Annotated in this window: 15 protein-coding genes (1 of these 15 only partly in view); 7 read left to right on the top strand and 8 right to left on the bottom strand. The window is 46.9% G+C overall.

All coding sequences use genetic code 11. The features are described from left to right. Nucleotide 1: 1 nt before the first annotated feature. The 3 genes from AC5LIL_RS11360 to adh form a co-directional block, all read right to left on the bottom strand. On the bottom strand, nt 2-727 hold the full coding sequence (locus AC5LIL_RS11360) for a nuclease-related domain-containing protein (RefSeq protein ID WP_224863232.1): 726 nt from the start codon (nt 725-727) through the stop codon (nt 2-4). A gap of 120 nt (nt 728-847) precedes the next feature. Next, entirely contained in the window at nt 848-1,210 is a 363-nt protein-coding gene (locus AC5LIL_RS11355) for a DUF779 domain-containing protein (protein WP_214747124.1), read from the bottom strand. Nucleotide 1,211: 1 nt separating this feature from the next. Next, entirely contained in the window at nt 1,212-2,732 is a 1,521-nt protein-coding gene (gene adh / locus AC5LIL_RS11350; protein WP_214761149.1) for an aldehyde dehydrogenase, read from the bottom strand. Between the two features lie 223 nt (nt 2,733-2,955). Here adh and AC5LIL_RS11345 point away from each other — a divergent pair, with 223 nt between their 5' ends. Then, nucleotides 2,956-3,489, top strand: coding sequence for a YceI family protein (locus AC5LIL_RS11345; protein WP_214696307.1), 534 nt, complete (start codon nt 2,956-2,958; stop codon nt 3,487-3,489). Between the two features lie 26 nt (nt 3,490-3,515). On the opposite strand, the gene AC5LIL_RS11340 is transcribed toward AC5LIL_RS11345, so the two are convergent. Further along, entirely contained in the window at nt 3,516-4,499 is a 984-nt protein-coding gene (locus tag AC5LIL_RS11340) for a metal-dependent hydrolase (RefSeq protein ID WP_026826711.1), read from the bottom strand. Nucleotides 4,500-4,587: 88 nt separating this feature from the next. Here AC5LIL_RS11340 and mutY point away from each other — a divergent pair, with 88 nt between their 5' ends. The 4 genes from mutY to AC5LIL_RS11320 all read left to right on the top strand — a co-directional run bounded on the left by mutY (nt 4,588) and on the right by AC5LIL_RS11320 (nt 8,454). Then, nucleotides 4,588-5,622: an A/G-specific adenine glycosylase gene (mutY, locus tag AC5LIL_RS11335; protein WP_499824163.1), complete on the top strand. Its 1,035-nt coding sequence runs from the start codon at nt 4,588-4,590 to the stop codon at nt 5,620-5,622. Next, the gene (locus tag AC5LIL_RS11330; protein WP_339963449.1) at nt 5,609-6,034 is read left to right on the top strand and encodes a hypothetical protein; all 426 of its coding nucleotides are present in this window, start codon (nt 5,609-5,611) and stop codon (nt 6,032-6,034) included. The genes mutY and AC5LIL_RS11330 overlap by 14 nt, the downstream gene beginning before the upstream one ends. A gap of 89 nt (nt 6,035-6,123) precedes the next feature. Next, nucleotides 6,124-6,666, top strand: coding sequence for a nucleoside tri-diphosphate phosphatase (gene ntdP / locus AC5LIL_RS11325; protein WP_015880896.1), 543 nt, complete (start codon nt 6,124-6,126; stop codon nt 6,664-6,666). Nucleotides 6,667-6,705: 39 nt separating this feature from the next. Then, a complete protein-coding gene (locus AC5LIL_RS11320; protein ID WP_499824162.1) occupies nt 6,706-8,454 on the top strand; it encodes an ABC transporter ATP-binding protein in 1,749 nt (582 codons plus the stop codon). Between the two features lie 34 nt (nt 8,455-8,488). Here the strand turns inward: AC5LIL_RS11320 and AC5LIL_RS11315 are convergent, their stop codons facing one another. The 3 genes from AC5LIL_RS11315 to AC5LIL_RS11305 all read right to left on the bottom strand — a co-directional run bounded on the left by AC5LIL_RS11315 (nt 8,489) and on the right by AC5LIL_RS11305 (nt 11,587). Beyond that, nucleotides 8,489-8,884: a thiol-disulfide oxidoreductase DCC family protein gene (locus AC5LIL_RS11315; protein ID WP_214696299.1), complete on the bottom strand. Its 396-nt coding sequence runs from the start codon at nt 8,882-8,884 to the stop codon at nt 8,489-8,491. 53 nt (nt 8,885-8,937) lie between these two features. Beyond that, complete coding sequence (locus AC5LIL_RS11310) at nt 8,938-10,170, bottom strand: MFS transporter (RefSeq protein ID WP_499824161.1); 1,233 nt, start codon at nt 10,168-10,170, stop codon at nt 8,938-8,940. Nucleotides 10,171-10,288: 118 nt separating this feature from the next. After that, nucleotides 10,289-11,587: a glutamate-1-semialdehyde 2,1-aminomutase gene (locus tag AC5LIL_RS11305; RefSeq protein ID WP_214697372.1), complete on the bottom strand. Its 1,299-nt coding sequence runs from the start codon at nt 11,585-11,587 to the stop codon at nt 10,289-10,291. 191 nt (nt 11,588-11,778) lie between these two features. On the opposite strand from AC5LIL_RS11305, the gene perR reads away from it, so the two are divergent. Then, a complete protein-coding gene (gene perR / locus AC5LIL_RS11300) occupies nt 11,779-12,210 on the top strand; it encodes a peroxide-responsive transcriptional repressor PerR (RefSeq protein ID WP_031421138.1) in 432 nt (143 codons plus the stop codon). Between the two features lie 36 nt (nt 12,211-12,246). Here perR and AC5LIL_RS11295 read toward each other — a convergent pair whose 3' ends face one another. After that, a complete protein-coding gene (locus AC5LIL_RS11295; protein WP_015880902.1) occupies nt 12,247-12,606 on the bottom strand; it encodes a YgzB family protein in 360 nt (119 codons plus the stop codon). 103 nt (nt 12,607-12,709) lie between these two features. Between AC5LIL_RS11295 and AC5LIL_RS11290 the strand changes: the two genes are divergently transcribed. After that, nucleotides 12,710-12,731: the 5' end (the start) of a nucleotidyltransferase-like protein gene (locus tag AC5LIL_RS11290; RefSeq protein ID WP_251125700.1), read on the top strand. 917 nt of this gene lie beyond the right edge of the window; the window shows 22 of its 939 coding nt (coding positions 1-22); it begins with the start codon at nt 12,710-12,712; its stop codon lies beyond the right edge, outside the window.

Here is a 12,731-nt window from a genome sequence, read left to right as displayed (position 1 = left end):
TTTACCGCTTATAAGCTGATTCGATGTCCTCGACATGTTTCATCATGATAGCTGCGTCGACTTGTGTGAAAGATAATAAGGTCTCATATAATTGTATTTGTTCATCTTGGTCGAAGACGAAATCTTGGTAGGTGGTCAACTGTTTAGCCCATTGTTGACGATTCAAAACGGGAACGTCTGATGACTCAATTTGTTTCAGTGTAGATCGATTGCTGAATACAATCCATGAATGGAGATGTGTTCGGTCGAGTCCGAGAACTTGCTCAATGGCTTTCAGGTGTAATTCATTTTGTTTGATTGGGTTGAAGAAGCGATGTTTTCTACGACGGGGAAGTGTCTGCGTCCAGTATTGGTCACGTGCACGCCCAAAAATCCATCCGCTATAATTTTTGGATTCAATGACATGGATTCCAGCCTGATTGATGAAGACGACATCAATTTCTGTTGTTCGATCTTTCTTTGAGGGATGAGGCAAATAAAGATTCGTCAATATGAGCGGTTGAGAGAATGTTGACTCGATGTCTGCCACACACAAATATTCACCATAAAGGCCTGTATCTTGAACGACTTTGACATATGAATGCCGTGTCTGTTCATAGTATTGACTTCGTTTGTAGCGTCTAACCTTATAGACGATGATGGATGCGAGTACGAGAAAAATCGGGGTGAAGATCACAAGCAACGTCACAAATATATTCTCTAATAATTCGGTGAGTAATGTAGTCATCGAATGCCTCCCTTTTTCTCCACTATACATAAGAAATCAATCATATATGTATATTTTTTACAATTGAGGAGAATCGTTTTTTTGAAATGAGAAAGGACCCATCGGAATGGGTCCTTTCTGTCATGCTTCATGTTTTAACGCGTCACGCTCTTCTTCTGTAAAGACTCGAGAACGTCCTAAAAATCGTTTCCCTTCGACACCCTCGAGGGAAAACATACCACCTCGACCATCGACCACATCGATAATGAGTTGTGTATGCTTCCAATAATCATATTGTTTCTCGTGGATATAGAATGGGGTGTCTCCGATTTCACCAAGGAGCACATCGTGATCGCCCACCATGAACTCGTCGCGTGGAAAGCACATGGGTGAACTTCCATCACAACATCCTCCCGATTGATGAAATAGAAGTGGGCCATGTTTCGATTTTAGACGTTCGATCAGTTCGAGCGCGGCGGGGGTGGCCTCGACTCGTTTCACCATCTTAGAAGAACCCGAGCTTCTGTTCGCTGTAGCTGACGAGCATGTTTTTCGTCCGTTGATAATGGCTAAGCATCATCTTATGGTTCTCGCGACCAATCCCAGACATTTTATACCCACCGAAAGCAGCATGTGCCGGGTATGAATGGTAGCAGTTGATCCAGACGCGACCTGCTTGGATTTCACGACCGAACCGGTAGGCACGGTTCATGTCACGTGTCCACACGCCTGCCCCAAGTCCGTAGAGCGTATCGTTCGCGATGGCGAGTGCTTCCGCATCATCTTTGAACGTCGTCACCGATAAGACCGGTCCGAAAATCTCTTCTTGGAAGATGCGCATTTTGTTATGACCTTTGAAGATGGTCGGTTGAATGTAATATCCATCCGCGAGGTCTCCATCCATCATGTTGCGTTCTCCACCGATGAGACATTCTGCACCTTCTTCTTTCCCGATTTCAAGGTAAGAGAGGATTTTCTCCATTTGTTCGTTCGATGCTTGTGCACCCATCATGACGTCCGAATCGAGCGGATTGCCGAGTTTAATTGCTTTGACGCGCTCGAGCACACGCTCCATGAATTTGTCATAGATGGATTCTTGGATCAATGCACGAGACGGACACGTACACACTTCACCTTGGTTTAAGGCGAACATGACGAGGCCTTCAATCGCTTTATCGAAGAAATCATCATCGGCTTCCATGATATCTGCGAAGAAGATGTTCGGAGATTTCCCACCAAGCTCGAGTGTGACCGGGATGATGTTTTGTGAAGCGTACTGCATGATTAAGCGTCCCGTCGTCGTTTCTCCTGTGAAGGCGACTTTATCGACACGATCACTCGATGCGAGCGGTTTACCTGCCTCAAGACCGAAACCGTTTACGATGTTGACGACACCGGGTGGCAATAAGTCTTCAATGAGTTCCATGAGGACCATGATCGAAGAAGGTGTTTGTTCGGCTGGTTTTAAGACGACACAGTTTCCAGCTGCGAGTGCCGGAGCAAGTTTCCATACCGCCATCAAGATTGGGAAGTTCCACGGAATGATTTGAGCGACGACGCCGAGCGGTTCATGGAAGTGATAGGCGACTGTATCGTTGTCGAGTTCACTGATTCCGCCTTCCTGTGAACGAATCACACCGGCGAAGTAACGGAAGTGATCAATGGCGAGCGGAAGGTCGGCATTGAGCGTTTCCCGAACTGCTTTACCATTCTCCCATGTTTCTGCATATGCGAGCATCTCGAGATTCTCTTCCATGCGATCAGCAATTTTATTCAAGATGACAGAACGTTCCGCGACGGACGTTTTGCCCCAATCCTCTTTTGCTGCATGCGCAGCGTCCAATGCGAGTTCAATATCCTCTTTCGTTGAGCGGGCGACTTCACATAATACTTTCCCATTTACAGGAGATGTGTTTTCAAAGTATTCCCCACCAGCCGGTGCGGTCCACTTTCCGTTAATAAAGTTCTCGTAACGGTCCTTAAACTGTACTTTCGTTCCTGCTGAGTTCGGTACTTCATAAATCATGTTCGTTCCTCCCTTTTCATACGAGATAGAGGAGTTATGTATGCGCTTACATTTTTAGGTAAGCGAACGACTCCCTTTTTTTATCGTAACGGTATGTTGTGATAAAAGTCAAAATTTTTCGACAATAATTTGTCAATCTTTTGTAAAAACGTTTTGAAGTCAAGGTTTTTGGTAATCAGTACATTGTGTACATCATTCAATTACCTATAAGGAGTGAACTAACATGGCAAAGACATATCAAGTTGACCCGGCGCACAGTTCCATCACCTTTACCGTTAAACATATGATGATTTCAAAGGTAAAAGGCGAATTTAAAGAGTTTGATATAGAAGCGAACGGAGACCCGAACGACTTGGCAAATGCGAGTGTAAAAGTTACGATTCAGGCAGCATCCGTGGATACAAACAATTCGGATCGAGACAATCACCTTCGTTCAGGAGACTTCTTCAATGCAGAAGAATATCCACATATCGTGTTTCAATCGACATCATTCCGCTCGAAAGGCGGCGGTGAGTTTGAGTTGACAGGGGATTTGACGATTCGAGGAACGACAAGGGAAGAAACGTTCGAAGTCGAGTATGAGGGAAGTGCAAAAGATCCATGGGGGAACATGAAACACGCGTTCTCCGGGGAAGGTTCTCTCAACCGAGAAGATTATGGATTGACATGGAACCAAGCGCTCGAAGCGGGAGGTGTCCTCGTCGATAAGAAAGTCAAATTTGAGTTCGAGCTGCAGTTCACTGAAGCTGAAGCATAAGAAAAGTCGCTCATCTGAGCGACTTTTTATTGTTCGTATACTAGTTTTTTCTGAAGGCTGTCTTCACTGAATACCCAACCAGTAAAGGAAGACAATACTTCGTTCGACTGTTCGTCTACGATGACGACAGCAACGAACGGATACATATTTTTCGAGAAATAACGTAGATTCGTGAAACGGTACTCGATCATGCCGTTATGGCGTGTCACGGTATATGTGTGAATTTTTGAAAACTCGAGGAACGCCTGCAGATCAGCATTTTTTCGAGCTTCGACGAAATGCAGATCTTCTTCCCCAGGCATCGGTTTGTCGCGGAAACGACCACACTCGATAACTTTCCCTTTTTTCACTTTCACGGCTCCGAGACCATCGCGGAAACGGACGGCGACGTGCCAATCATCCCAACCGATTCCTGGTGAGATGAATAATTCATGTGCACCTGCAAAGTGTCTTGCTACAGTAGCGAGCGCACGGTTACGCAATTTAAACTGAATTGCATAGTAACTAATGACAAGCGCAATGAGCAATGCAAAAATAGGGACAGTCGCACCGGTAATCATCCATAATGCATATGCACCGTAATAAGCAGAGAACAAGTACGGATCAAACGTTCCGATGACACCCCAGCCGATCCATTTTTTCGAAAATGGCTGTAGTGCTTGCGTCCCGTAAGCGTTGAACAAGTCGACCGTGACGTGTAACAACACAGCGATTTGTGCCATTACCCATAGGGAGGCGGGATTGACGCCAAGCACCGTACCGATGACGGCACTGACGATAATCGGCCAAGCAAGCAGTGCGGTGATTCCATGTGAACGACCGCGATGTTGGCGTAAATACGTACTATTTCCTTTTAACTTAAAGACGGTGTCGAAGTCTGGGGCATGCGAGCCGACGAGAGCCGTGGCTGTCATGGCCAGAAACATCTGTGCATCACCTGACACTTCCGGGCTGAGCGTCGCGATGGCACTTAAACCAAGTCCCATACCAATGTGTGTCGCAGTATCCAATGTGCTTCAGCACCTCCATCAATAAACACAATATAACGTCATCTATTCTTATTTATCATACAATATTTTTAAAACGAGGGGAAACACAATGCTTAATCTTGATAAATTGTTCACAAATTATAATATTCATCAATTCAATGAGGAATTGGTCACATGGTTCAATCGTGAAAAGCGTGATTTACCTTGGCGTCATGCGAAAAATCCATATCGTGTTTGGGTGAGTGAGGTCATGTTACAACAGACGAGAGTCGATACGGTCATTCCGTATTACAACCGTTTCATGGAACGCTTCCCGACACTTGAAGCGCTCGCTTCTGCTGAAATAGACGAAGTCGTTAAATATTGGGAAGGTCTCGGGTATTACTCACGCATCCGAAACTTACACGAGGCAGTCAAAGAAGTCGCTTCTGTTTATGATGGCATCGTCCCCGAAGAGAAGGAACGTTTCGAAAAATTGAAGGGAGTCGGCCCTTATACGACGGGAGCGGTGTTGTCGATTGCTTACAACCAACCGGAACCAGCAGTCGATGGGAACGTCATGCGCGTCATGTCGCGACAATTCGGGATCTATGACGATATCGCCGTACCGAAGACGCGTAAACTGTTTGAACAAGTCGTTCGTCGTTTGATGAACCCGACATATGCGTCCGATTTTAATGAGGGCGTCATGGAGTTAGGGGCGACGGTCTGTACACCGAAAAATCCGATGTGCTCGCTTTGTCCGGTCCAAGACACCTGTTATGCGTATGCCCACCACGTTCAAGATGAGCTGCCGGTGAAAACGAAAAAAGGAGCGGCACGTGTCGAAATGTATGACGCGCTATGTATCGAAAAAGATGGGAAAGTCGCCTATGAACAACGACCAGAAAAAGGACTGCTCGCTGGGATGTGGCAATATCCGCTTACCGAACGAGGAACGGGGGAACAGGTAAACGGAACTTATCTCGGGCAAGTGAAACACGTCTTCTCCCATATCGTTTGGTATATCGATTTATATCGAGTCGATACGCTCCCGACCGATGATGTCGTTTGGTTAGACGCCTCAGAGCGCGAGGTGAAGACGGTTTCTGTGGCTCAACAAAAACTAGAACGATTGGCAGGTGGTGAAAGTGAGACGATTTGATGTAGAGTCGACATACGATACGGCGGTTGATACGCTATGGGATCTATTACAGGATGCTTCGCTTTTGACGAAGCTGACAAAGTTTCCTAAAGTACGTCTAATGGGGGATGGTGCCTCGGTCGAAGGCAATGAAGTGAAGTTGTTAATAGGGGTCGGTCCAATAGAATTGCCCTGGAATAGTGCCATCACGATTTCAGGAAACAGGGCGTTCTGTGATCAAGGGAAGACACTGCCGTTTCCGTTCAAACGGTTCACGCACGTGCACCGAGTCGAGTCGCGTGACGGAAAGGCGGTCATGATTGACGAAGTGACGTTCGATAGCTATGTTCCGAACATACTCGTCGAATATTTCGTGCTTCGTCCGATGTTTCAGGAACGGGCACGGGCCTTCCAAAAAACACTAAATTCATGAAAATAAGAGATTTCCTTTTTCATTGGTTCTGAAAGTCGCTATAATTAAATATGAGAATTGTATAGCATCACAGCGGAAAGGAGGAGCTTATGAGCTTATTTCCCAAAGCAGGTAGCAAAATCGAGATACAGAGCTACAAGCACAACGGAACTTTGCATCGCGTTTGGGAAGAAACGCTCGTCCTTCAGTCGTCAAAAACGGATATGATCGGATTCAACGACCGCATCATGGTCAGTGAATCAGACGGTCGGCAATGGAGAACGCGTGAGCCGGCAATTTGCTACTTTTCATCTGAGTATTGGTTCAATGTCATCTGTATGATTCGCGAAGACGGGATTTACTACTACTGTAATCTAGGTTCGCCGACTACATTTGATGGGGATGAACGTGCCATCAAATACATCGATTACGATTTGGACATCAAGGTGTTCCCGGATATGTCGTATACGATTTTAGATGAAGATGAATATGAGCGGCATCGTCGCGAGATGAATTATCCGAAAGCGATTGATCGAATCTTGAAGCAGAACGTGCAAGAACTGATCAACTGGATTCGAGGACGGAAAGGGCCGTTCAACCCAACATTCGTCGATGAATGGTATCGCGAATACGAAGCACGTTACCGGAGATGATTCCTCATCTCCGCTTTTTTTCTTAATGAAGGAGGAACTATGGGTAGTATTAAACGTTATCTGCAATTTGTTAAGCCTTATAAAAAACAAATTGCCCTGACGATTTTCGTCGGGATTTTAAAGTTTTCCATCCCGCTCGGATTACCGTTACTTTATAAATATGTCATTGATAATTATTTAGGTGACGATGCGCCGAGACAGGACTATACGACGCTTGTCTGGTTATTCAGTATCGTCTTCTTCGTCTTCCTAGTTTTCAAGCCACCAATTGAATACTTGCGTCAATATTTGGCACAGTGGGCCGCGACCCGTGTCTTGTTCGATGTGCGGAACAGACTGTTCGATCACGTCCAGAAGTTGTCGCTTCGCTTTTATTCAAACAATAAGACGGGGCAAATCATTTCGCGGATCATCAACGACGTCGAACAGACGAAAGACTTCGTCATCACCGGCTTGATGAATATTTGGCTCGATATGATTACGATTTTCATCGCTATTGGAATCATGTACACGATTGATCCACAACTCACACTGATTGCCATCTTACCACTTCCGTTTTATGCATTTGCGGTCCGTTATTTCTATGGACGGTTGCGTCGTTTGACGCGTGAACGCTCGGCAGCGCTCGCTGATTTGCAGGGGCATTTGACGGAACGTGTGAACGGGATGGCGGTCATTCGGAGTTTTGCGCTAGAGCCTTATGAAAACAAGGCATTCGAACAACAGAACGGCGGTTTCTTGAATGCGGCGCTTAAACATACGAGTTGGAACGCCAAAACGTATGTCGTCGTTTCAACCATCACTGATATCGCGCCGATCCTCATCTTCACAACGGCGTCGTGGCTCGTTATTCAAGAACAGGTAACGCTCGGTACGCTCGTTGCGTTCATTGCTTATATTGACCGTCTCTATGCGCCGCTCGGACGTCTCGTCAACTCGGCGACGACACTCACGCAGTCGGTCGCTTCGATGGACCGTGTCTTTGAATTCTTGGATGAGACATATGATATCGAGGAGAAACCGAACGGATTCGTCCCACTGTCGACAGCGGGTAAAATCGATCTTGAGCATGTGAGCTTTTCATATGAGCAAGACGGAACACGAGCATTGAACGATGTGAACCTTCAAATTCGTTCTGGGGAACGCGTAGCATTCGTCGGGATGTCCGGTGGCGGAAAGTCCACACTGGTCAGTCTGATTCCACGCTTCTATGACGTGACGGATGGAAGTATCAAAATCGACGGGGTCGATGTACGTGATTTCAAATTGCGTGCGCTCCGTGACCAGATTGGAATGGTTATGCAGGACTCCGTCCTCTTCAGTGAATCGGTCGCGATGAACATCCGCATGGGGAATCCGGATGCGACGGATGAAGAAGTCATCGCAGCGGCGAAGGCGGCTAACGCCCATGAGTTTATCTCGAAACTGCAAGACGGATATGCGACACCGGTCGGGGAGAAAGGTGTCAAGCTCTCCGGGGGACAAAAGCAACGACTTGCAATCGCGCGTGTGTTCTTGAAGAACCCTCCGATTTTGATTCTAGATGAGGCGACGAGTGCGCTCGACTTAGAGAGTGAAGCGATGATTCAAGACTCGCTTGCTCGTCTGACGAAAGGGCGGACGACGTTAATCGTTGCCCATCGCTTGTCGACGATCACCGACGCCGATCAAATCGTCGTTGTCGAGAACGGACAAATCATGGAGACAGGAACACACGAAGAACTGATGCGTCGTCGTGGTGCCTATTATGATTTGTATATGATTCAAGATTTAGCCGTAGTTGAATAACGAAAAAGTCGAGTCCGTATAGGGCTCGACTTTTTTAGTGGTCTAAAAATCGTTTACGCACATCGGGGGAAGGGAGCGTGCACACTTCCTTCTTCCCGAATAGACGTGTTCGATGTTTGGCGAAGAGATCATATCCGCGATCACGAATCCATTTGGGTACGAATCGGATGAATCGGAGCAGGCGCCAACGGCCATCAAGGTGCTCGGCAATCCGAATCGCTGCGTCTGATTTCAAGTAAGGAACACCTTCTTCAATGTAGACGATACTGTCGACTGCTTCTGGGATTCGGTGTCGTGCTCGATACGAATGACCGACTTCGCTTTGGAGCGATGCAAAGTGAATCGAGGCATGTCGGTCGTGACGAATAATGAACTGGACACTGGCATCGCAAAAGTTACAGTCTCCATCGAATAACACAATCGCAGGCAAGTGCTTCGCCTCCTTCATCGTACTGTTTTACCGTTTTGTCTTCATGTTAAACGTCAAGCCGCGAGTTGGCGAGCGGGTTGCATCTTATATAGCGATACATAATACAAGTAAGCACCGAGGGCACCAAAGATAAAGATATACCCGCTCATGAAGATAGGACCGATGAACGCACCGACGACGATACCGGCTGCCGCGACGAGTTTGGCACCATGGAACGTCAGGCCACCGAATGCAAGATAAGAAGCGCGTCGCTCAGGGTCGAGCAAATCGACTTGTTTCACTTGTCGAATCGGAGAGTAAAGAAGTTCACCAAGCGTAAAGATGATCGCAAGTGCGGCGAGAACGATGAAGGAATTCATTGATGTGATGGCGGCATAGGCCGTCACGTACAACGATAATCCGACGAAGAAGACGGCTTTCTCTTTAAACCGCTTGACGAATGCGGTGACGGCGAACGTGATGGCGACGACGAGCAACGTGTTTTCAAGTTGCATAAAAGCCATCATGCGTACTCCGTCAAATGGTATTCCGAAAATTTGTCGACTTTCAAATGACTCGGCTAAATGGACACCGATGTAATTCGCCATATGAAACTCGGTCGAAAAGACGAGCATACTTCCGAGGACGAAGGTGATCCAACGACGATCGCGCAACGCGATTTTATAGTTTTCGATGACCCCGTGAATCGGATTTGACGGAGTCGAACGGTTCCCAGTATACGTATCGACCAAATAACGTTGAAGTACAATCGTCGTGATTGTAAGAACGATTGTCATGCCGATGAAGAGAGCGAAGCGATGGTCTCGATAAAAGGCACCTCCAAGCATGACGCCTCCTGCGATGGCCAAATTGACGAGCCAATAGTCATATACATAGATGGCTTTTCGATTCGACTCTTCCATGGAATCGATGACAATCGCCTCGAGTGCCGGATAGTTCAATCCGTTCGACACGGCATGCCCGAAGTAAAGGATGGCAACGACGAGTGCCCAGTTGTTCGATGGGTGAATGGCGACGGTCATACCAAGAAAACAGATGATTTGAATCACCTGACCAATTTGTAAGATAACTTTCCGATTGAAACGATCGGAGAAGTACCCACCGAATAGGCCGGTCAAGTAGCCGACGATCACGAATGACGTCATGATAATTCCAGCGGGCACTTTGCCAAGTTCTTCTGAAAAGTAGAGCGCCATGAATGGGAAAATGGCAGAGCCGACGATTCGAATGCAAAATCCACAAACGAGTCGCAAACGGACGTTTAATGGAAAATTCTTGAATTTCATATTATGAGCACCTCCTTGGTTCTACTGTAATGGGAGACGGTACTCAATAAAAAGAGACACTTTTGGTGAAGGTGTCCCCTTTTAGGCAATAAAAAAGAGATGCTCACGCATCTCTTTCTCACAACTGTGCAAACGAGCGGTTGACCGCTTCGATTGTCTCGTCGATATCTTGTTCCGTATGTTCTGTTGTGAGGAACCATGCCTCATATTTCGATGGGGCCAAGTTCACGCCGTTTTCAAGCATCAACTTGAAGAAGCGTCCGAACTTCTCACCGTCCGATTTTTCAGCACCCTCATAATCAGTGACGATTTCATCCGTGAAGTATACCGTGAGCGCTCCCTTCAAACGGTTGAGCGTGATGGTCACGTCATGTTTCTCTGCCGCTTCACGGATCCCTGCCTCAAGTCGTGCACCGAGCTTGTCTAACTTTTCATAAACGCCAGGTTGTTCAAGTACCTCGAGACACGCGATTCCTGTCGCCATCGAGGCCGGGTTTCCTGCCATTGTGCCGGCTTGATACGCAGGTCCGAGTGGTGCGACCGTCTCCATGATTTCGGCTTTTCCGCCATAAGCGCCAATTGGTAGACCACCACCAATAATCTTCCCAAGTGCCGTCATATCCGGTTCGATTCCGTATACTTGTTGGGCACTTCCATATGTGAAGCGGAATGCTGTGATGACTTCATCATAGATGACGAGAGCGCCATGTTCGTGCGTGATGTCATTAACAGCCTGGAGGAAACCTGGCTTCGGTTCTACGATTCCGAAGTTCCCGACAATCGGCTCGACGAGAACACATGCGACCTGGTCTCCCCATTCCTTCATCATCTCGCGATACGCTTCGATGTCGTTGAATGGGACGGTGATGACTTCTTTAGCTGTGGCTTTTGTCACACCTGCTGAGTCTGGAGAACCGAGTGTTGCTGGACCACTACCTGCTGCAATCAGCATGAGATCCGAATGTCCGTGGTAGCAACCGCTGAATTTCACAACGAGTTCACGACCGGTATAAGCACGGGCGACTCGAACTGTCGTCATCACGGCTTCTGTTCCAGAGTTGGTGAATCGTACCTTATCCATAGAAGGGATGGCTTGTTTTAGTTTCTTGGCAAACTCGACCTCGAGACGGTGAGGTGTTCCGTATAATAAACCCTTTGAAGAAGCGTTCATAAGCGCTTCATGAATGTGTGGATGGGCATGGCCGGTAATGATTGGACCGTATGCCGCCAAATAATCGATGTAACGGTTGCCGTCTACATCATAAAAATAGGCACCTTCGCCTCGTTCCATATAAACAGGGGCGCCGCCACCGACCGCTTTAAATGAACGGGATGGACTGTTGACACCTCCGACGATGTGAGTGAGTGCATCTTGGTATAATGCATCGGATGACTGACGATTTGATGAAGTAGTCATATGTATTGCCTCCTTATTCAAATTCGCACTTATTGTATCATAGCCGTCAACCGCATAAGCTCAGTGTTTGACGAGTAGTTGAGAAATCAGTACACTATTTATAAAGATTACTATGTAAGAAATAAGTTAATGTTCAAAACTATTTCGCATGAATTTTATAGAAGAAATGAGGGATTGACGTGGGAAGCGAAATGCTTGACCATGCTGTTCAGTCGCTCCGGGAACATGGAGTCAGAATGACGCCTCAGCGCCAGGCCATTTTGGAGTACCTCGTCACGGAGCACAGTCACCCGACAGCGGATGACATTTATAAGGCACTTGCCGCACGGTTTCCAAACATGAGTGTGGCCACTGTATATAACAACTTGCGCGTCTTTAAAGAAGTGGGTCTCGTTCAAGAGATGAACTATGGGGACGCCTCTAGTCGCTTTGATTTTGTGACGTCGAAACACTATCACATCATTTGTGACACGTGTGGAAAAGTCGTCGACTTCAACTATCCAGTGTTAGATGAAATCGAATCGGTCGCATCTCAATTGACTGGGTTCAAAGTCGATCGTCACCGCCTTGAAGTGTACGGAACGTGCCCGTCTTGCCAATCTGAGCAATCACAAACACATTAAAAACCACATCCGAATATTCGGATGTGGTTTTTTGTATCAGTCAGTTTGTTGCGACTGACGCTTGTTATATTTTTCATCAAACTCTTTACCTTCAAGTGAGCGGTCAATTGTGAGCGGTTCATCACAATGCATACATAAGTCGACGCGCCCGAGCATTTTCGTCTCTTTCTCACAGTTCGGACACGTGACGATGATTGCTTTTGTCGAGGCCATCCCGACGATGAAGTAAAGGGCAGAGCTTGCGAGCACCATGATAAATCCAAGGAGCATAAAAATAATCATGAGCCAAGTAATGGATTTGGCGAGAAGTCCGAGATACATGACACCGATTCCGCCAAAAATCAGGAGTAACGCTATATTACGTGCACGGTTGATTTTGTTCCCCCGTTTTTTCATAAGTGAATCCCTCCAATAGTCTGTCTCTATCATAGCTCATCTTCAAACGGGTGAGAAGTTCCTGCACTTTTTCGGCAGGAGTTTTTTGAAAAGAGGGCGAATCTTGTTCGTATCGAAAATGACAA

The sequence above is a fragment of the Exiguobacterium sp. RM11 genome (assembly GCF_059821525.1).
This window is presented reverse-complemented; position numbering and strand designations above follow the sequence as displayed.

Excerpts from the sequence above, each read along its gene's own strand:
- AC5LIL_RS11360 (WP_224863232.1), bottom strand. The coding sequence starts at position 727 with ATGACTACATTACTCACCGAATTATTAGAGAATATATTTGTGACGTTG.
- AC5LIL_RS11355 (WP_214747124.1), bottom strand. The coding sequence starts at position 1,210 with ATGGTGAAACGAGTCGAGGCCACCCCCGCCGCGCTCGAACTGATCGAA.
- adh (WP_214761149.1), bottom strand. The coding sequence starts at position 2,732 with ATGATTTATGAAGTACCGAACTCAGCAGGAACGAAAGTACAGTTTAAG.
- AC5LIL_RS11345 (WP_214696307.1), top strand. The coding sequence starts at position 2,956 with ATGGCAAAGACATATCAAGTTGACCCGGCGCACAGTTCCATCACCTTT.
- mutY (WP_499824163.1), top strand. The coding sequence starts at position 4,588 with ATGCTTAATCTTGATAAATTGTTCACAAATTATAATATTCATCAATTC.
- ntdP (WP_015880896.1), top strand. The coding sequence starts at position 6,124 with ATGAGCTTATTTCCCAAAGCAGGTAGCAAAATCGAGATACAGAGCTAC.
- AC5LIL_RS11320 (WP_499824162.1), top strand. The coding sequence starts at position 6,706 with ATGGGTAGTATTAAACGTTATCTGCAATTTGTTAAGCCTTATAAAAAA.
- AC5LIL_RS11310 (WP_499824161.1), bottom strand. The coding sequence starts at position 10,170 with ATGAAATTCAAGAATTTTCCATTAAACGTCCGTTTGCGACTCGTTTGT.
- AC5LIL_RS11305 (WP_214697372.1), bottom strand. The coding sequence starts at position 11,587 with ATGACTACTTCATCAAATCGTCAGTCATCCGATGCATTATACCAAGAT.
- perR (WP_031421138.1), top strand. The coding sequence starts at position 11,779 with ATGCTTGACCATGCTGTTCAGTCGCTCCGGGAACATGGAGTCAGAATG.
- AC5LIL_RS11295 (WP_015880902.1), bottom strand. The coding sequence starts at position 12,606 with ATGAAAAAACGGGGGAACAAAATCAACCGTGCACGTAATATAGCGTTA.